Origin of the sequence: Brevundimonas diminuta, assembly GCF_050310045.1 — a bacterium.
Lineage (GTDB): Bacteria > Pseudomonadota > Alphaproteobacteria > Caulobacterales > Caulobacteraceae > Brevundimonas > Brevundimonas diminuta_F.
Genome location: NZ_CP190005.1, coordinates 2,785,091 through 2,804,015, shown reverse-complemented (window position 1 = coordinate 2,804,015; position 18,925 = coordinate 2,785,091). Strand labels below are relative to the sequence as shown.

General features: G+C 65.4%; 16 protein-coding genes. 4 read left to right on the top strand and 12 right to left on the bottom strand.

Annotated features, from left to right (window positions below; translation table 11 throughout):
- Window positions 1-26: 26 nt before the first annotated feature.
- Window positions 27-734, top strand: a complete 708-nt coding sequence (gene mtgA, locus ACORJG_RS13485) for a monofunctional biosynthetic peptidoglycan transglycosylase (RefSeq protein ID WP_427789759.1) — start codon at window positions 27-29, stop codon at window positions 732-734.
- A gap of 128 nt (window positions 735-862) precedes the next feature.
- Window positions 863-2,755: a ubiquitin-activating E1 FCCH domain-containing protein gene (locus ACORJG_RS13480; protein WP_427789757.1), complete on the top strand. Its 1,893-nt coding sequence runs from the start codon at window positions 863-865 to the stop codon at window positions 2,753-2,755.
- Between the two features lie 80 nt (window positions 2,756-2,835).
- On the opposite strand, the gene ACORJG_RS13475 is transcribed toward ACORJG_RS13480, so the two are convergent.
- From ACORJG_RS13475 to ACORJG_RS13460, 4 genes are all read right to left on the bottom strand, one after another.
- Window positions 2,836-3,747: an isopenicillin N synthase family dioxygenase gene (locus ACORJG_RS13475; RefSeq protein ID WP_427793058.1), complete on the bottom strand. Its 912-nt coding sequence runs from the start codon at window positions 3,745-3,747 to the stop codon at window positions 2,836-2,838.
- 157 nt (window positions 3,748-3,904) lie between these two features.
- Window positions 3,905-4,732, bottom strand: a complete 828-nt coding sequence (locus ACORJG_RS13470) for a DUF4908 domain-containing protein (RefSeq protein WP_427789755.1) — start codon at window positions 4,730-4,732, stop codon at window positions 3,905-3,907.
- Window positions 4,733-4,780: 48 nt separating this feature from the next.
- Window positions 4,781-5,506 (bottom strand): acetoacetyl-CoA reductase, encoded by a 726-nt coding sequence (gene phbB / locus ACORJG_RS13465; RefSeq protein WP_374560659.1) that lies wholly within the window; start codon window positions 5,504-5,506, stop codon window positions 4,781-4,783.
- A 237-nt stretch (window positions 5,507-5,743) separates the two neighbouring features.
- A complete protein-coding gene (locus ACORJG_RS13460; RefSeq protein WP_427789752.1) occupies window positions 5,744-6,496 on the bottom strand; it encodes a DUF72 domain-containing protein in 753 nt (250 codons plus the stop codon).
- 615 nt (window positions 6,497-7,111) lie between these two features.
- Here ACORJG_RS13460 and ACORJG_RS13455 point away from each other — a divergent pair.
- On the top strand, window positions 7,112-7,906 hold the full coding sequence (locus ACORJG_RS13455) for a TSUP family transporter (RefSeq protein WP_427789750.1): 795 nt from the start codon (window positions 7,112-7,114) through the stop codon (window positions 7,904-7,906).
- On the opposite strand, the gene ACORJG_RS13450 is transcribed toward ACORJG_RS13455, so the two are convergent.
- Window positions 7,903-9,264, bottom strand: a complete 1,362-nt coding sequence (locus tag ACORJG_RS13450) for a glutamate--cysteine ligase (RefSeq protein WP_427789748.1) — start codon at window positions 9,262-9,264, stop codon at window positions 7,903-7,905. The two genes, ACORJG_RS13455 and ACORJG_RS13450, sit on opposite strands and share 4 nt — an antisense overlap.
- 141 nt (window positions 9,265-9,405) lie before the next feature.
- Entirely contained in the window at window positions 9,406-10,125 is a 720-nt protein-coding gene (locus tag ACORJG_RS13445) for a 16S rRNA (uracil(1498)-N(3))-methyltransferase (RefSeq protein ID WP_427789746.1), read from the bottom strand.
- An 83-nt stretch (window positions 10,126-10,208) separates the two neighbouring features.
- Here ACORJG_RS13445 and ACORJG_RS13440 point away from each other — a divergent pair, with 83 nt between their 5' ends.
- On the top strand, window positions 10,209-11,723 hold the full coding sequence (locus ACORJG_RS13440) for an ABC1 kinase family protein (protein ID WP_427789744.1): 1,515 nt from the start codon (window positions 10,209-10,211) through the stop codon (window positions 11,721-11,723).
- Here the strand turns inward: ACORJG_RS13440 and ACORJG_RS13435 are convergent.
- The 6 genes from ACORJG_RS13435 to ACORJG_RS13410 form a co-directional block, all read right to left on the bottom strand.
- Window positions 11,715-12,665 (bottom strand): class I SAM-dependent methyltransferase, encoded by a 951-nt coding sequence (locus tag ACORJG_RS13435; RefSeq protein WP_427789742.1) that lies wholly within the window; start codon window positions 12,663-12,665, stop codon window positions 11,715-11,717. The two genes, ACORJG_RS13440 and ACORJG_RS13435, sit on opposite strands and share 9 nt — an antisense overlap.
- An 85-nt stretch (window positions 12,666-12,750) precedes the next feature.
- Window positions 12,751-13,914, bottom strand: coding sequence for an acyl-CoA dehydrogenase family protein (locus ACORJG_RS13430; RefSeq protein ID WP_427789740.1), 1,164 nt, complete (start codon window positions 13,912-13,914; stop codon window positions 12,751-12,753).
- Between the two features lie 200 nt (window positions 13,915-14,114).
- Window positions 14,115-15,896 (bottom strand): acyl-CoA dehydrogenase C-terminal domain-containing protein, encoded by a 1,782-nt coding sequence (locus tag ACORJG_RS13425; protein ID WP_427789738.1) that lies wholly within the window; start codon window positions 15,894-15,896, stop codon window positions 14,115-14,117.
- Between the two features lie 4 nt (window positions 15,897-15,900).
- Complete coding sequence (locus tag ACORJG_RS13420) at window positions 15,901-16,389, bottom strand: MerR family transcriptional regulator (protein ID WP_427789736.1); 489 nt, start codon at window positions 16,387-16,389, stop codon at window positions 15,901-15,903.
- Window positions 16,390-16,595: 206 nt separating this feature from the next.
- Window positions 16,596-17,018, bottom strand: coding sequence for a DoxX family protein (locus tag ACORJG_RS13415; protein ID WP_427789734.1), 423 nt, complete (start codon window positions 17,016-17,018; stop codon window positions 16,596-16,598).
- Between the two features lie 293 nt (window positions 17,019-17,311).
- Window positions 17,312-18,808 carry a protein adenylyltransferase SelO family protein gene (locus tag ACORJG_RS13410; protein WP_427789732.1) on the bottom strand — a complete coding sequence of 499 codons (1,497 nt, stop codon included), beginning with the start codon at window positions 18,806-18,808 and terminating at the stop codon, window positions 17,312-17,314.
- Between the last annotated feature and the right edge of the window lie 117 nt (window positions 18,809-18,925).

The window sequence follows — 18,925 nt, the reverse complement described above, 5'->3', positions numbered from 1 at the left end:
CAACCTTCCTGAGCCATCCTTCACCCATGACCCGCGCAAAGGGCCGCAGGCGGCGGCCGATCCTGACCCTGCTCGTGATCCTGGCCCTGTTCCCGCTGGCCGGAGTGGCGGTGCATCGCTTCGCGCCGCCTCTCGCCACCATCCTGATGGTCAAGCAGGCGGCGGCCGGGCGCGGCATGGACTATCGCTGGCGCTCGCTGGACAAGATATCGCCGCGTCTGGTCGAGGCGGTGATCGCCGCCGAGGACGCCCGCTTCTGCCAGCACCACGGTTTCGACGTCGAGGCCATCCAGAAGGCGCTGGAGGCCAACGAGCGCGCCGAGCAGCGCGGCTCGGGCAAGGTCCGCGGAGGCTCGACCATCAGCCAGCAGACCGCCAAGAACGTCTTCCTGTGGCCCGGCCGCGACTGGGTCCGCAAGGGGCTGGAGGCGGGCTACACCGGCCTGATCGAGGTCGGCTGGGGCAAGCGGCGGATCATGGAGATGTATCTGAACGTCGCCGAATGGGCGCCGGGCGTCTATGGCGCCGAGGCCGCCTCGCGCCACTGGTTCGACAAGAGCGCCGACAGACTGACCGCGCAGGAGGCCGCCCGCCTGGCCGCCATCCTGCCCAGCCCGCGCCGTTACAACGCCGCCGCGCCCGGTCCCTATGTCCGGCGCCGCGCCGCCCGCATTCAGGCGGCCATGGGCACGGTGCGCCAACAGGGGCTGGACGCCTGCGTCGACGGCCGTTGAAGCCGGCGGTTTCGCAAGACGGCGTTAACCGTGAATTTGAGGCCAAGCCTTAACCCGCGTCCGTCATGCTGCGCTTGACTGCGGCTCATCGAGGCCGCGATGCGGAGCGCCGGGGCTTGGCAAGCAAGATGGATCGACTGAAAAGCGCGGTTGCGCGCCTGCTGACGCGTTTCGCGCGCCAGACCGGGGGCAATGTGGCGATGATGTTCGCCATGGCCCTGCCGGTGCTGTTGATGATCACCCTGGGCGCCATCGACATCCATCAGGCGTCGAAGGTGAAGGCACAGCTTCAGGATGCGCTGGACGCCGCCGCCCTGGCCGCCGCCCGCTCGAAATACAGCGACAACAAGAACATCAATGACGTGGGCATGGCGGCGCTCAAGGCCAATATGCCGGGTTATTTCGACAAGAAGGGCGACACGGCCTCCTTCGTTCTGGTCGACAACCGGCGCGTGGACGCCACCGCCAAGGTCGATGTGAAGGTGCTGGTGGCCAATGTCTTCCTGCCCCCCTACGGCAAGCTGCTGGACGACTATCTTCCCGTCAGCACCAACTCCGAAGTCCTGCGCGCCTCGCGCAACGTCGAGGTGGCGATGGTGCTGGACATCACCGGCTCTATGAGGGGCTCGCCTTTGGCGGCGCTCAAGGATGCGGCCAAGGAACTGGTCGGCATCGTGGTGCAGAAGGAACAGACGCCCTTCACCTCGCGCGTGGCGCTGGTGCCCTATTCAATGGGGGTCAATCTCGGTTCATACGCCGACAAGGCGCGCGGTCCGCTTCAGGGACCAACGGCGATCCAGAGCGCCGACTGGGCCGATCCGGCCAAGTCAATCTCACAGGTTCAATCCGGCGTCCTGACGGTCAGAAATCATGGCCTGAACAAGGATGACTACGTCTGGGTCAGCGGCGTCAGCGGCCTGAACAACACTGTCCGTCAGGTGGCGTCCGTCAACGGTGATACATTCCGGCTGGTGGGTTTCTCAGGCAGCGGCAGGCAGAATACCGGCACTGTCCGGCGCTGTTTCGTGTCGAGCTGCGAAGTCGTCGTCACCTCTCGGCAGCACACCCTGTCGACAGGCGATTATGTGAAGATTTCCGGCGTTCAGGATATGAGCGCGCTCAACAACACCTCGCGGCAGCCGTATTTTCAGGTCACGAAATTCACCGATGACACGTTCGGCGTCGGTCTGTCCGGACCGTCGCAGTCTTCCCCAGGCCGCAACGGCACGGTGCGCTGCGGCTATGACGGTTGCGAGCAGCGCTATTTCATCGGGCGCAACAGCCGCACGACGGTAATGGAGCTTCCCTCCAGCACCTGCGTCAGCGAGCGCCAGTGGACGGTCAGGGATGCGCGCGGCAACCTGATCCCGACGGATCGCGCTCCGCATCAAGGCTGGTGGGTCGGTCGCAACTATCCGCACTCCGCCAACAGTTGTCTGAAGAATGAAATCACGCCGCTGACGCATCAGGTCGACAACGCAGGCGGCGTGAAGGGGCTGAACGCCCTGATCGACGCCTATCAGCCGGAGGGTTCGACGGCAGGCCAGATCGGCGTGGAATGGGGCTGGTATGCGGTGTCGCCGAACTTCAACTCCATCTGGCCGTCGGCTGGTCAGGCCAATCCGTATGATTCGTCCAAGACGCTGAAGGCTGTGGTCCTGATGACGGACGGCGAGTTCAACAACCCCTATTGCGAGGGGGTCATCTCCTACGACGCGCCTTCGAACGGCGGCGCAGGCAATGCAGCCTATCAGATCGCCTGCAGCGCCCCGAACGGCAATCCGTTCGAACAGGCGGTGTCCCTGTGTCGGCAGATGAAGGCGCAGAACATCGTCATCTACACAGTCGGCTTCAACCTGAGCACAAACCGCGGCGGTCCGGGGGTCGATACGGCGATCGAGGTCATGGAGCAGTGCGCCACCAGCAAGGATCACTTCTTCACCCCGAACAAGACCACGGATCTGAAGGAAGCCTTCGCCGCCATCGGCCGCGACATCACCCGTCTTCGCATCGCAGGGTGACGCCCTCCGCCTGTGGGCATGAGAAAAAGGGCCGGCGGAGCGATCCGCCGGCCCTTCATGTTTTCAGCCGTCCCGCCCGATCAGATCAGGCGGATCTCCTTCAGACGTTCGATCAGGAAGTCCTCGGCCAGTATGGTCTTGCCCGCATAGCGGTCCGGGTTTTCCGCCGTGATCGTCGACGGCAGGGTCTCGATCGGGAAGTCCGGGTTGAAGTGCAGGAAGAAGGGCGTCGAATACCGCGCGAAGCCGCGACGTTCGGGCGCCGGATTGACCACGCGGTGCGTCGTCGACGGCAGGACGTGGTTGACCAGCCGCTGCAGCATGTCGCCGATGTTGACCACCAGAGCCCCCGGCGGCGGGGCGATGTCCAGCCATTCGCCGTCCGAGTCCTTCAGCTGCAGCCCGGCCTCTTCGGCGCCCAGCAGCAGGGTGATGACGTTGATGTCCTCATGGGCGCCCGCGCGCACGCCTTCGGCGTCGGCCGGGATCGGCGGATAGTGCAGCAGGCGCAGCACGCTGTTGCCCAGCTGGACCTTGTCCTCGAAATAGGAGTCGTCCAGCTTCAGATAGCGGGCGATGGCCTTCAGAATGCGGCGGCCCAGTTCGTCCAGGCCTTCGTACAGGCCGTAGACGTGCTCGCGGAAGCCTGCGACCTCGGTCGGCCAGACGTTGTCGCGCATGTATTTCCGATAGGGGTGGCCTTCGGGCAGTTCGCGGCCGGTGTGCCAGAACTCCTTCAGGTCGACGGCCTTGGCGCCCTTGGCCGCCTCGACGCCGAAGGGGGTCAGGCCGCGCGCCCCGCCCGTGCCGGGCTGATGATACCGGCGCTTTACGTCCTCTGGCAGGGCGAAGAAGGCCTTGGCGTCGGTCACGGCGGCGTCGATCAGACCCTGATCCAGACCGTGGTCGGCGATGACGGCGAAGCCGTAGCGGGAAAACGAAGCGCCCAGGGCGTCGGCGAAGCCCTGAAAATCAGCGTCATAAGCCTTCATCGACACGGGGACGATGGCGCGGGTCCTAGCCTTGTCTTCGGCGGAGACGGCGGTGAGGGGGGAGGTCACTGTGCGATCAGCCTCTGATGGATGAGCATGATCGCCTTCATACGCCCAATAACGGCGAAAAGGCAGACGCCAGCCGAAACGGCCGTCTTCAGTCCTGCGGAATGACGGCCCGGATGACCCGCGCCGACGACGGGCGCCCGGCGATGCCGCGCCGTGGATCGACCACCACCCGCAGTTCGCCGCTGGCGTAGGTCACAGAGGCGCGCTGGCCCTCGACCACGGTGATGACGCGCAGCCGCTCAAGGAAGGGCCGCGCGCTGGGCGAACGGGCGATGCGCACCACGGCGTCGGTGGTCACGATCAGGGCCTCAATGCACAGGGCCTCGGATTCCTCGCCGAAGACGTTGATGCGGACCAGACGGCCCATGGCTTCGGAGACCAGGCTGCTGCGCCGGGTCATCAGGTTGAACATCTGCACGGGGCCCAGCGAGGGCGGCTCCAGACTGACCGGCGGCCCGACCAGACTGACCGGAGAGCCGCCGGGCGTGCGGGTCGTATAGACGGTGATGCCGCCGCTGGTGGTGACGCGCAGCACCTGATCGCCCGCGTCGTTGCGATAGATGGTGTCGCCGCGCGGCGCCGACGACGGACGCAGCGCCCAGGTCTCGGTCGAGCGTTCGAACCGCAGCAGGGTCAGCGACCCGGCCTGATCCAGCACAAAGCCCTGACCGGCCTCGGATACATAACGCCCCGGCTGCGGGGTGGTGCGGATCACCGACTGATCGCGGATCGCCCGGCTCTGTTCGGCCTGAACGTTCGAGTTGGTCTGCGCCCCGGCCTCAGCCGCCCCCGCCACGCAGGCGAGGGCCAGCATCAGGCCCGCAACGCGGTACAGCCGTACGGTCGTCGCGACGCCGGGCGCCGCGACGTCAAGGGGGGGCGGCTTCTCCGCCACAACCTCAACCGTTGCTGTCATGACAACTGTCGTGAAACGCCCGAACGGCGGATTTTGGGCGAACGTAGCTTATCCAACCAGGTACTGCCCGCCGTTGAGAGACAGTGTGCAGCCTGTGACATATCCGGCACGCTCGCCCGACAGCCAGGACACCATGTCGGCGATCTCTTCGCCCTTGCCCAGGCGGCCGACGGGGATCTGGGCCACGATGGCGTCAAGCACCTTCTGGTCCATGGCGCCGACCATTTCGGTGTCGATATAGCCCGGCGCGATGCAGTTGACGGTCACGCCCTTGCGCGCGTTCTCCAGCGCCAGCGCCTTGGTGAAGCCGATCATCCCGGCCTTGGCGGCGGAATAGTTGGTCTGGCCGATCTGGCCCTTCTGGCCGTTGATCGAGGAGATGTTGACGATGCGGCCGAAGCCCCGGTCGCGCATCCCGTTGATCACCTGGCGCGTCATGTTGAACACGCTGTCCATGTTGACGCGGATCACGTCGGACCACTGGTCGGCGCTCATCTTGTGGAAGAAGCCGTCGCGGGTGATGCCGGCGTTGTTCACCAGCACGTCGATCGGGCCCAGCTGCGCCTCGACTTCCCTGACCGCGCGTTCGCAGTCCTCGAACGAGCCGACGTTGCCCTTCACCACCATGACGCCCAGTTCGCGGGCGGTGGCCTCTGCGGCCTCGGTGTTGCCGGAATAGCCGGCGGCGACCTGGAAGCCGTCTTCCTTCAGCCGTTGAACGATCGCCTTGCCGATGCCCCGGGTGCCCCCGGTGACGAATGCGGTACGCGTCATGACCTCTCCCTGTTTTGTGCGGCGGCCGTCATACGTCGCGACGCTCCGCCCGTCTTGGTTACCAGCCTTAGCGCGACCGGCGTCCAACGAGAAGACGGGGTTATGCCGCCGCGACCCTGCGGCCCTGCTAAAGACGATGCGGCGACGCACATCCGCCGCTCCGTCAGCCGCCAGATTGAGCGGTGGATGTGGCGCGATCATCTCACCATAGGACACGATCCCGTGTCCGGCGCCGGTTCAGTCTTTCAGCCGTGCGATCAGCGCCTGCGCCGCCGCCGGATTGCGCACCTTGGCCCCTGAGATGAAGTAGGCGAACACATCCCCGCGCCCGGCCCAGCCGCGCGCCTGCTGCGCCACGGCGTCCAGTTCCGCGGCCGTCATGCCCGTCGGCTCGTCCTCGCGGCTGGACATCAGCCGGGCATAGGTAAAGTTCGCTGTCGCCTCGTCGATCTGGGGCCAGGTCGGCTCTTCGTCGTCGACGGCATAGACGATGGCCGCGCCGTATTTGCGCGCCAGATCATAGAACTGCTCGGTGGCGAAGGTCGGATTGCGCACCTCCAGCGCGTGCCGCAGCCGCACGCCGTCCTTCTCTTTCGGCAACAGCTTCAGAAAGCCCTCGAAGTCCTCGGGCTCGAACTTTTTCGTCCCCATGAACTGCCAGTTGATCGGCCCCAGCTTGTCGCCCAGCGCGGTCAGCCCCTGCGACAGGAACCGCTCGAAACTCTCCGCGCCGTCCGACAGAACCTTGCGGTTGGTGCAATAGCGGCTGGCCTTGACCGAAAAGACGAAACCGTCCGGCGTCTCATCGCGCCACTTCGCCCAGCTGTCGGGCTTGAAGGTCGAATAATAGGTGCCGTTGATCTCGATCGAGGTCAGCGCCCGGCTGGCGAACTCCAGCTCCCGCTTCTGCACCAGACCTTGCGGATAGAAGACCCCGCGCCACGGCTCAAAGGTCCAGCCGCCGACGCCGATATGGATAGATCCTGTCATGTCTGCGCCTCCTGATACAGGCCGCCTTGATCGCAGGAATCACTGGCGGCGGCTATGGGAAGCTGCTCGTATGAAGTCTGACAAAAGCAATGTCAGACGAGTGGGCGGCCCCTTGTCGCTGATAGGACTTGGTTCGGCATCCGAGTTTATTTGTTTTTTATGCCAGCCGAAATCTCTAAGAATCCCCAAATGGCGGTCGGCAACCCAAGAAACGCTGCCGCGCAGATATAAAGAATCGCAAATCCATGGTTTGTGAGATCAACATGTTTCTCACCTATGTAGGCCATAGAGAAAATTGGTCCAAAAAATATGATCAGCCAAAATCCATTTTTGTTTCTATTCTTAAGAATTGGGTCGATTATATAGTACGAATACAGCAAAATTGCTGCTGATGAGGCAGTTGTTGCGAATTGTGTGAAGGAAATGTTCATTATTAACTAAATGGCGAGGGCTTTTCAGCGAATTTTCTTGTTGAGGATTGCCGGGTATAGGGTCCTGCCATCATCAAAATGCAGCACATCAGCCCAAGCCTTTACGTCCGTCTTCAGGCGCGAGGACGGTAGCTGTCCGCCCCGCACGGGTCTATAGCGCCTGCCTGATCGGAGTGCTGCGCGCGTGTTTGAACTGACGCCTGAGATCATCGCCCTGTTGGGCGTCGCGTCGGTGATCGCCGGCTTCATTGACGCCATCGCCGGGGGCGGAGGGCTGATCTCCCTGCCGGCCCTGCTGTCGGTGGGGCTGAACCCGGTCGCCGCCATCGCCACCAACAAGGTTCAGGGCAGCGTCGGCACGGCCAGCGCCCTGTGGAATTTCTGGCGAAAAGGCCGGGTGGATTTCCGCCTGATCCGCTGGCCTCTGGCGCTGGTGGCGGTCGGGGCGGGGCTGGGCGCCTTCGCCGTGACGCTGGTGGATACGCGCTGGCTGATGGTGCTGCTGCCGGTGCTGCTGGTCGGTATCGCCCTGTATTTCCTGCTCGGTCCCAAGGCGGCGGATGAGGACGCCCACGCCCGGCTGACGCCCTTGGCCTATGCCTTTGTGGCGGGCGGCATCGGCTTTTACGATGGTTTCTTCGGGCCGGGGACGGGGTCGTTCTTCGCGCTGAGCCTCGTCATGCTGCTGGGCATGGGGCTGACGCGGGCGACGGCGCACACCAAGGCGCTGAACCTTATGAGCAACGTCGTCGGCATCGTCGTTCTGGCCGTTGGGGGGCATGTGGTCTGGGTGCTGGCCGGGATCATGGCGGTGGGTCAGTTCATCGGCGGCCGTCTGGGATCGCACGCGGCCATGCGCTTCGGCCCGCGCTTGATCCGGCCGCTGCTGGTGGTGATCTCGCTAGCGATGACGGCGCGGCTGCTGTCCGACCCCGCCAATCCCCTGCGGACCATGATCGTGGGTTGGCTGGGCCTTTAATAGGCGCAGTCGCGATAGACGCGGCTGATGTCGCCGCTCCATTCGCCGTTGTACAGTTCCAGCAGGCGATCGGCCGAAGTCACGCCGCTGTCGGCGATGTCTTCCAGTTCGGTGATGTAGCCGCGCTCATCCACCATGCCGCCCGAGAAGCGGGCGCGGTTCTTCAGGCCCTGTTTGGCGATGTTGACCATGTCGACGGCGATGTCGCGCACGCTGCGGCCGTTGACCTCGGCCTTCAGGCCCAGTCGCGTCACGTCGCGGCGCAGGCGCTCGTGGTCGGCGATGTCCCAGTCCTTGCACAGGTCCCACGCCGCCGCCAGCGACGGCGCATCATAGAAGATCCCGGCCCACAGGGCGGGCAGGGCGCAGATGCGGCTCCACGGCCCGCCGTCGGCGCCGCGCATCTCCAGATACTGTTTCAGCCGCACTTCAGGGAACAGGGTGGTCAGGTGGTCGGCCCAGTCCTGCGCCGTCGCACGGTCGCCCGGCAGGGCGTCCAGCTTTCCGTCCATGAAGGCGCGGAACGACTGGCCCGACAGGTCGACATAGGTCTCGCCGCGCTTGGCGAAATACATCGGCGCGTCCAGTGCATAATCGGCATAGCGTTCGTAGCCGAAGCCGTCCTCGAACACGAAGCCCAGCATGCCGGTGCGGTCCGGGTCGGTGTCGGTCCAGACGTTGGCGCGCGCCGACAGGAAGCCGTTCGGCTTGCCTTCGGTGAAGGGGCTGTTGGCGAACAGGGCCGTGGCGATGGGCTGCAGCGCCAGCGAGGTGCGGAACTTCATCACCATGTCGGCTTCTGAGTCGAAGTCGAGGTTCGCCTGAATGGTGCAGGTCCGCAGCATCATATCCAGGCCCAGCCTGCCCTTCTTGGGCATGTAGGCGCGCATGACGTCATAGCGGCCCTTGGGCATGACGGGGATGTCCTCGCGTCGCCACAGCGGGTCGAAGCCGAGGCCGAGGAAGCCCAGATTCAGCTGATCGGCGACCTGTTTGACCTCCATCAGGTGCTGGCCGGTCTCGTTGCAGATGTCGTGGATGTCCTTCAGCGGGGCGCCCGACAGTTCGAACTGTCCGCCCGGCTCCAGACTGATCGAGGCGCTGAAGCCCTCGGCGTTCTTGCGCTCCAGGGCGATGACATGGCCCGCTTCCTCGACCGGCGTCCAGCCGAAGCGCGTCAGCCCGTCCAGCATGGCCTTGATGCCGCCGGGGCCTTCATAGGCCGGGCGACGCAGGGTCGACTTGTCGAAGCCGAACTTCTCGTGTTCGGCGCCGATGCGCCACTGGTCGCTGGGCTTCTCGCCCTTCGACATGGCGTGGATCAGCTGGTCTCGGGAAAGGGGCGCCGTGTCGGACATCTGTAACCTCTGCTGTCGCGGCTAGATGGGCCAGCCGTCGGCCTCGCTCAAGGGGTGCGGCGGAAACTTCTGGGGCTTCGCTCCAGATAATTCTGGACCATTGTTCCGGGTTCAGTCGATTCCGGCTGAACCGAGAATGGTCTAACGATCCCAGTCGCCGATGGCTGCCTGCCACAGCGTCATGGCGGCGATGGCGGCGGTGTCGGCCCGCAGGATGCGCGGTCCCAGCGAGACGGCGGTGGTGAAGGGCAGGGACCGCAGCCGCTCGCCTTCTTCCGGCGAAAACCCGCCCTCCGGCCCGATCAGTATGGCCCACTTGCCGTCGCCTGCGGCGGTCAACGCCGACACCGCCGGCGCGCCGCCCGTCTCGTCACAGAACATCAGCCGACGCCCGTCCTCCCAGCCGTCCAGCAGGGCGTCCAGCTTCACCGGATCATCCACCACCGGCACGTCCAGACGCCCGGTCTGCTCGGCGGCCTCCTCGGCGATGGCGTCCAGCCGGTCCAGCCGCAGCCGGTCCGCGTTGGTGCGGTGGGTCAGCGCCAGCCGCACCCGCTTGGCGCCCAGTTCGGCGGCCTTCTCCACGATGGTCTCCACACGAGCCTTCTTCACCACGGCGACGATCAACTCCAGATCGGGGCCATAGGTCTGCGGCCGTGTCTGCTCTTCGACGCGCAGGATGACGCCCTTCTTCAGCACCTCGGCGACGCTGACGCGCCACTCGCCGTTGCGGCCGTTGAAGACCAGCAGCGCGTCGCCTGCCTTCAACCGCATCACCTGCGTCAGATAGCGCGACTGGTCGAGCGTGGGCGCCACGGCGGCGCCGGGGGCGAGGTCGCCCTGAACGTAAAGACGGATCATGACGTCTGCATATCGCGCTTTCGCAGTCGCCACCAACCTCGCCCTGACGGGAACGCGGCAAGCCCGTCCCGCGTTGGCCTTTCATGTTCACAACCTTGGCCGTAGCGGCGCGCGATCGAAAACGTCTGGCCGAGATTTCCGGCGTCGCCGCCCGCTTCGGGCTGGAGGCCGTGCTGCTGCGCCTTGGCCTCGGCGGCGGCGAGGACAAGGCCGACGGGCCTGAGCCCCTGCCGCGCCGCACGCGACAGGCGCTGGAGGCGCTGGGCCCCACCTTCGTCAAGCTGGGCCAGATCCTGTCCACCCGCTCGGACCTGCTGCCCGCCGACTGGATCGTCGAGTTCGAACAGCTTCAGAGCGCCGGTCCCACCCTCGACTTCGAGATGCTGCGGCCCGAGGTCGAGGCCGCCCTGGGCGGGCCGCCGGAACAGGTCTTCGCCCGTTTCGACACGGCGCCGCTGGCCGCCGCCTCCATCGCCCAGGTGCATCGCGCCGCCCTGCACGACGGGACCGAGGTGGTGGTCAAGATCCGCCGCCCCGGCGTGCGCCCGCGCGTCGAGGCCGACCTGCGCCTGATCGCCGAACTGGCCCGCCGCGCCGAACAGTCCAGCGCCGAGATCGCCCGCTATCGCCCGCGCGCCCTGATCGCCCAGCTGACTGAGGCCATGCTGGATGAGCTGGACTTCACCACCGAGGGCCGCAACGTCGACCGCTTCGCCGCCGACTTCGCCAAAAACCGCGATGTGGTCATCCCGACGGTCTATTGGGAACACACGACCGACAGCGTGCTGGTGCAGGACTACCTCGACGGCGTGGCGCCCGTGGACGCCGCACGGCTGAGGGCGGCGGGCGTCGACCCGCACCGGCTGGCCCGCGTCGGCGCCGAGGCGGTGCTGGACATGGTGCTGGTCAACGGCCGGTTTCACGCCGATCCGCACCCCGGCAACCTGCGCGGCCTGCCGGGCGACCGGGTGGGGTTGCTGGACTTCGGCATGGTCGGGACCGTCACCCCGCGCCGCCGCGCCGAGCTGATCAGCTTCGTCCAGTCGCTGGCGTCCGGCGACGGCGCGCGCATGGCCGAGGTTCTGGCCGACTGGACCGAGGGGGCGGACGTCTCGCGCACCAGCCTGACCGCCGGGGCCGAACGGCTGATCGCCCGCCACGGTCAGGGCGCGGTCGACCTGCCCGCCATCGTCGCTGACCTGATGGGCCTGATGCGGCAGGAACGGGTGGCCGCCCCGCCCGATCTGGTCCTGATCCTCAAGGCACTGGTGACGATCGAGGGGGTGCTGTCGCGCGTCGATCCCGACTTCGATCTGGTCAAGACGATGAAGGGCGCCTGGAGCCGCGCCCTCTTCTCCAGCCGCAGCCCCGAGGCCCTGCGCAACCGCCTGATCGGCGCCCTGCTGGACCTGTCGGCGGCCAGCGATGATCTGCCCCGCCTGCTGCGCGCCGCCTCGCGCCGCCTGACGGCCGACCCTGTCGCCAGCCCGGCGCCGGACAAGCAAACCGCCCGGTCGATCGTCTCGGCCGGGCGGTGGATCGCCGCTTCGATTGTCATCTCAGGCGTCCTGATCGCGGGCGCCCTGCTGTTACGTTGAGGCTGTGCGCTTCACGATGGTGAAGCGGTGCGACAGGCCGATGGCGCCGATGGATGCATCTTCGGACACTTCGATGGGGCGGCAGTTCTCGCGCTCAATGATTTCGAAGATGGCGGTCTGCGGCAGGGCGTGCATCTCCATGTCGCCCGTCTTGTGGGCCATGTAGTCCTTTACGGAAAAACGCTCAGGCTTGAGGGTAGGCATCTGGATGATTGCGACGCCGCCCGGTCGTAGCGCCCGCAGAAGGCGCGTGAAGGCATAGGCCATGATCGGCGGCGGATTATGCTGCAGCACGATCAGCGAGATGATGAAGTCATACCCGCTCGTCTTGTCCAGGTCGCGAAGGTCGCGCAAGTGGACGAACTCGATGTTCTTTACGCCTTCAGCAACGGCGCGCTCCTGCGCCAGCTTCAGGTGGCCCGGCGAGATATCCATTGAGGTGACGCTTTTGGCCATCCGGGCCAGCGGCATGGACAGTCGCCCAACTCCGCACCCGAAATCCAGGGCGCGCTCAAATCCCGATGATTTCATCCCAGCGCGCTTGAGCGTGTTGAGCGCGCGATCAAGGTTATGGACGCCGCTGGCATAGAAGCTATCAATATTGGCGTTGATATTTTCAGGGGTGAATTTTTCATGGGTCAGAACAGACCAGTGCGGCGCTTCTTCGCCGAATTTGCTCCAGGTCTGCGCGGTTTCTGTAAGCATGGCTTCCAGTTCCTGCGGGGAGCAATCGATTTCGATGTCGAGAACCGTCTGGTCTGTGAACCTGCCGATGGTCAGCGTCGGGTTCGCCTTTTCTCTGAATTCGTCAGAGGAGAGAAAGGCTTTGCGAAGGTCCTGAACGGATTTGTGCTTGAAGTGGGGTTCCAGGGCGAGGTCGTTTTCAACTTCACGCCCCAGAATAAACCGATACGCGTTACGGATATCATCTTTGGTGATCACGTAAACCTCCACGGCTAAGGTTGCAGCCGTATCACGGTGGAGGGATGTGTGAATAGTGATCGAATTGTTACAATGAGGATGATCGTTACAGGGTTCGCGCGATCAGCAGCTTCATGATCTCGTTCGTGCCGCCGTAGATGCGCTGGACGCGGGCGTCCTTGTACAACTGGGCGATCGGATATTCGGTCATATAGCCGTACCCGCCGAAGAGCTGCAGCATTTCGTCGATGGTCTCACCCTGGATGTCCGTCACCCAGTATTTGGCCATCGACGCCGTGGCGGCGTCCAGCTGGCCCTTCAGGTGCAGAGCAATGCAGTGGTCGACGAAGACCTTGGCGATGGTCAGCTTGGTCTTGATCTCGGCCAGTTTGAACTGGGTGTTCTGGAAGTCGATGACGCGCTTGCCGAAGGCCTTGCGTTCCTTGACGTAGGCCAGCGTCTCGGACAGTCCGCGCTCGGCGGCGGCGACGCCCTGAACGGCGATGTTCAGCCGCTCCTGCGGCAGCTGCTGCATCAGCTGGACGAAGCCTTGTCCTTCAGTGTCGCCGATGACGTTCTCCAGTGGAACCTTCACATCGTTGAAGAACAGCTCGGAGGTGTCGTTCGCCTCCATGCCGATCTTGTGCAGGTTGCGGCCGCGCTCAAAGCCTTCCGCGCCATCGGTTTCGAGGCAGATCAGGCTGGTGCCCTTGGCGCCTTCGGCTGGGTCGGTCTTGGCCACCACGATGATGAAGTTGGCCAGCTGGCCATTGGTGATGAAGGTCTTGGAGCCGTTCAGGACATAGTGGTCGCCTTGTTTGACGGCGGTGGTCTTCACCCCTTGCAGGTCCGAACCGGCGCCCGGCTCGGTCATGGCGATGGCGCCGACCAGTTCGCCTGACTGAAGGCGTGGCAGCCAGCGCGCCTTCTGCTCTGCCGTGCCGTAGTGCCAGATGTAGGGCATGACGATGGCGTTGTGCAGCGAGACGCCGAAATGGTCCGCGCCCTTCCAGCCCAGTTGGCGCATCAGCACGACTTCGTGCCGGTAATCGCCGCCGAAGCCGCCGTCTTCCTCCGGCAGCGACAGGCCCAGCAGGCCCGCTTCACCCGCCGCCGTCCACAGGCTGCGCGGGACCGAGGACTCGGCGATCCACTGCTGGAACTTTTCCTGCGGGGCGTGCTCGTCGACCCATTTGGCGACGGAGTCGGAGAAGAGGACGATCTCTTCTTCGCGCATGAAGTCGGGTTCGGGACTGTTGAGCACGTTCATGAAAGGCGATCCTGCATTCTCCCTCCCCTTCATGGGGAGGGTGGCTGAGGCCGTCAGGCCGAGGTCGGGTGGGGGCGGCGAAGCGACGCAATCTCTGTTTCGGCAAGGCGGGCGCGGCGCATGGATCGCCTAGCCCTCCCCACCCGGTCGTCGCTACGCGCCGACCACCCTCCCCATGAAGGGGAGGGAGAAGTTCATGCTCAGAACGCCTCGGCGGGCATCTGCATCAGCACTTCGGCGCCGGACTTCAGCTTCTTCAGGTGCGCCCCGGCGTCGGGCAGGATGCGCTCGACGAAGTAGCGGCCGGTCATCAGCTTGTTGGCGTAATAGGGATCGGCGTCCCCGGCGGCGATCTTGGCCTGCGCCGCCTTGGCCATCTGCGCCCACAGGAAGGCGTAGGCCGTCAGGCCGAAGATGTGCAGGTAGTCGGTCGAGGCGGCCGCGGCGTTGTCCGGGTTGGCCATGCCGTTCTGCATCAGCCACATGGTGGCCTCTTGCAGCTTCTTCTTGGCGTCGGCCAGGCCCTCGACGAAGGGCTTGATCGCCTCGCCCTCGCCGCTCTCGGCCACGAAGGCGTCGATGTCGGCGAACCAGCTCATGATGGCGCGGCCGCCGTTGGCGGGCAGCTTGCGGCCGACCAGATCCAGCGCCTGAATGCCGTTGGTGCCTTCATAGATCATGGTGATCCGCGCATCGCGCAGATACTGCGACGCCGGGAAATGCTCGGTGTAGCCCGAACCGCCGTGGACCTGCATCGCCAGCGAGGCGACGTGGAAGCCCTTGTCGGTCAGATAGGCCTTCAGCACGGGCGTGATCAGGCCCATGTAGTCCTTGGCCTTGGTGGCGACGGCTTCATCGGCGGCCTTCTGCAGATCGGCCTGCAGCGCGGTCCACAGGATGAAGGCGCGGCCGCCTTCGACGAAGGCCTTGGCCTCCAGCAGCATGCGGCGCACGTCGGGGTGGACCATGATCGGATCGGCCGGACCGTCCGGGTTCTTCGGTCCGGTCAGGCTGCGGCCCTGCAGGCGGTCGTTGGCGAACTCGACGGCGGCCTGATAGGCGGCGTCGCCGATGGCCAGGCCCTGCAGGCCGGTGCCCAGACGCGCCTCGTTCATGACCACGAACATATTGTTCATGCCGCGGCCTTCTTCGCCGATCAGCCAGCCCTTGGCGTTCTCATAGGCCATGACGCAGGTGGCGTTGCCGTGGATGCCCATCTTGTGTTCGAGGCCCGCGCAGGACACGCCGTTGCGCTCGCCCAGCGACCCGTCCTCGTTCACCAGGAACTTGGGCACCACGAAGAGCGACAGGCCCTTGATGCCCGGAACCGCGCCTTCGACGCGGGCCAGCACCGTGTGGATGATGTTGTCGGCGAAGTCGTGCTCGCCCGCCGAGATCCAGATCTTCTGGCCGGTGATCGAATAGGAGCCGTCGCCGTTCGGCACGGCCTTGGTGCGGACCATGCCCAGGTCGGTGCCGCACTGCGGCTCGGTCAGGTTCATGGTTCCGGTCCATTCGCCCGACGCCATCTTGGGCAGATACTTCTGCTTGATCTCGTCCGAGGCGCTGGCCTCGATGCCGTGGAAGGCGCCGCTGGTCAGGCCCGGATACATGGAGAAGGCGGCGCTGGCGGCGGCGGTGAACTGGCCCACTGCGCTCGACACGACCGAAGGCATGCCCTGACCGCCGAACTCGGTGCTGAAGCCCAGCGAGGGCCAGCCGGCCTCGACCATCTGGTGATAGGCTTCCTTCCAGCCCTTGGGCGTCGTCACCACGTCGCCGTCGATCTGACAGCCTTCCTGATCGCCGCTGCGGTTGATCGGGGCGATGACCTCTTCGGCGAACTTGCCGCCTTCCTCGACGATCTGATCGATCAGGTCGCGCGACAGGTCGGCGTCGGGAAGCTGGTTGCCGTAGTTCTCGACCTGCAGAACGTCATGCAGGACGAAGGACAGGTCGCGGACGGGCGCCTTGTAGCTCATGGGATCACGCTCTCGCTTTGAAGGTCAGGAAATGGTCGTCGGGGTCGTTGAGACGCTCGCTCAGCAGGCTGGCGTAGGCCTCAGCGCCCGGCAGAAGGTCGGGGCGGTGTTCGCTCAGGGTCTTTTCCATCCAGGCGCATGCGGCCTCGGCGGTCTCTATCGCGCCTTCGATGTCTTCCAGCTGCTGCCGCAGCGCCTGTATGCGGGCGCGATGACGCGGCAGGGCGATGGCCATCTGATGGACGTTGTGGTCCTTGTGATCATACAGATCCAGCATCTCCTGGATCTCGACCAGGGTGAAGCCGATGCGCCGCCCGCGCATGATCAGCTTCAGTCGGGCGCGGTCACGCGGGCCATAGACACGGGTCTGTCCCTTGCGCGAAGGTGTCAGCAGGCCCTTGTCTTCATAGAAGCGCAGGGCGCGCGCGGTCGCGCCGAACTCGCGGCACAGCTGCCGTATGGAGTAGGTGCGATGTTCGTCTGCAATCGACATGACGGCTTCATAACTTGACGCGGACGTAAAGGGAAGCTTTCCGCGCAGGCCCCTACGAAGTTGTGAACGGCTCCCGCATTGCCCGCTTGGCGCGAGGCGTCGGCGACCGCACAGGAAAAAGGCCGCAACCGGGGGCGGTCGCGGCCTTCGTTATTCGCAGGCCCTCAGGGGGAGGGGGAGAAGCGGACCTGCAAATCCTGTCTGCGTCAGGCTCGGAGATTGCGCCTCAGGCACAGCACCGGCGCCGTGATGGCGATCAGGAAGACATTGGTCAGGCTCAGCCCCACATCCAGACTGACGGCGTGGAACAGCAGGGCGGCGATTTCCAGCGCCAGCAGACCCGCCGCTGCGATCAACACCGGCACCTTGCCGATCTTCCACGAAATCACCGGCGCCAGGATCAGGACAGCCAGAACAATCTCGACCACGCCCACGCCGCGCACCAGCGCTTCGCCGGTCAGGGCGGGCCACGTCATCAGAACGGTCAGATTCTCCATCGATTCCGTCAGCTTGGCGTAGCCGGCGGCGATGAAGAACATGGAGAGCCAGCCCTGGAAGGTCCAAAGGGCGATGTTCAGATAGTCGGCGCGGGCGCGCGCCTGATGTTGGGGCAAGGTGGTCGTCGTCATGGCCGTAACCGCTAATTTGCAACAGTCGCAAGATCAGTTCTTGTATTTGGTTTCGCAACCATCTGAAACAATCTGTGATCCAGCCGGGCGGAGGAGGGCGTTCTGACGGGCGCACAGCCCCGCCGAAACCCTGTCAGCCCCACAGGATGACAGGGCTTTAGGCCCGCGCCGGATTCGAGTCAACGGTCGATGACATCAATTGATGACTTGGCGTTAAAGGGCCGTGCCCACACGACTTTTGATGCGTCATCCCCGGGCCTGTCCCGGGATGACGGGCGGGATGGTCTCGGCGGCTATAAATCCCACGCCTCCCGCGCCGCCTCCAGCCGCGCCAGTTTGGCCTTCAGGGGCGCCCAGTCGTCGGCGGTGTCGACGGCGCTCCACAGGGCCTCGACCTCGTCGATCAGCATCTCTTCGGGTTCGGGCGCGGCGAACATGGGGTGCTCCAGCCGCTCGGGGCGATCCGGCTCATGCTCCATCAGGGCGAAGCGGAAGGCGTCGAAGGCCTCGCCCTGATAGGTCTTGCCGCGCACCCCGCCCAGCGCCCGCGCCGCCGAGCTGAACCCGCCGAACCAGTCGAAGAAGACCGGCTCCCAGCGCAGGGCCTCCTTCTTCTCGCGCGCGAGGGCCAGCGTCGCGTCCAGCAGCCGCTGGTCCGCCGCCTCGCCCAGGCTCTGCACGCCCAGCCGGTTCAGGAAGGCCGCCCGCAGATGGCGGATATAGGCCGGACCGAAGGCGTTCAGCGCCGCCGCCAGCGGCTCCGGCTCGGCGATCAGCTTCAGACAGCCCGCCAGCTGGGTCAGGTTCCAGAACACCGCCTCGGGCTGGCGCGCGAAGGCGTAGAGGCCGTTCTGGTCGAAATAGGCGGCGGTGAAGCCCGGCTCATAGTGGGGCAGGAAGCGCCACGGGCCGTAATCGAAGCTCTCGCCCGTGACGTTCAGATTGTCGGTGTTCAGCACCCCGTGGACGAAGCCCGCCGCGATCCATTTCGCCGTCAGCGCCGCCGAGGCCTCGACCACCGCGCCCAGAAAGCCCGCCGCGTCGCCCGGCGCCACAGCCGGATGATACAGGCTGCGGGCGTGCTCCATCAGCGTCTCGATCTGGTCCCTGCGCCCATAGTAGGCCGCGCGCTGGAACGTCCCGAAGCGGATATGGCTGTGCGACAGCCGCACCATGACCGCCGATCGCGTCGGCGACGGCTCGTCGTGCCGCTCCAGATTCTCGCCCGTCTCGATCAGCGACAGGATGCGGCAGGTGGGAACACCGAGGCTTTCAAGCATGGCGGCCGCCAGCGCCTCGCGCACCCCGCCCTTCAGCGTCAGCCGCCCGTCCGCATGACGGGACCACGGCGTCTGGCCCGAGCCCTTTGTTCCCAGGTCGAGAAGTCGACCTGGAAGAGCGCTATCGCTCTCGACGCGGTCGCTCGCTGCTTGAGCGCGTTTGTTGTCCCTATCGCCTTGCTCGCGGAGCAAGGCTGCTTGAGGGACTTCCCGCATCTGGGCCGCCAGAAACCCACGCCCGTCGCCGATCTCGGGGTTGTAAACGCGGAACTGGTGGCCGTGATAGCGCATGGCCACGGGGCCGGGCTGGCCGGGCAGGGGCTCGAACCGGCCGAAGTGGGCGATCCATTCGGCGTCGCTCAATGTCTCCAGCCCTACCGTCGCCGCCGCGCGGTCGTTGCGCAGGCGCAAGGTGGTCTGCGGGAAGTCGGCCGACTTCACGGCGTCGCCGTAGTCGGCGCCCAGTTCAAAAAAGCGGGGTGCGGGGCGATAGGCGGGGGAGACGGGCATGCGCGGCAGATGCCCCTTCGGCGCGCATTTCGCAACCGCGGGGCCGATCGGGCGCGGCAGGGTTGAACCTTCTGCGCCGATCCGTATTTTCACCAGCAGACATCAGGCCTCGCGCGA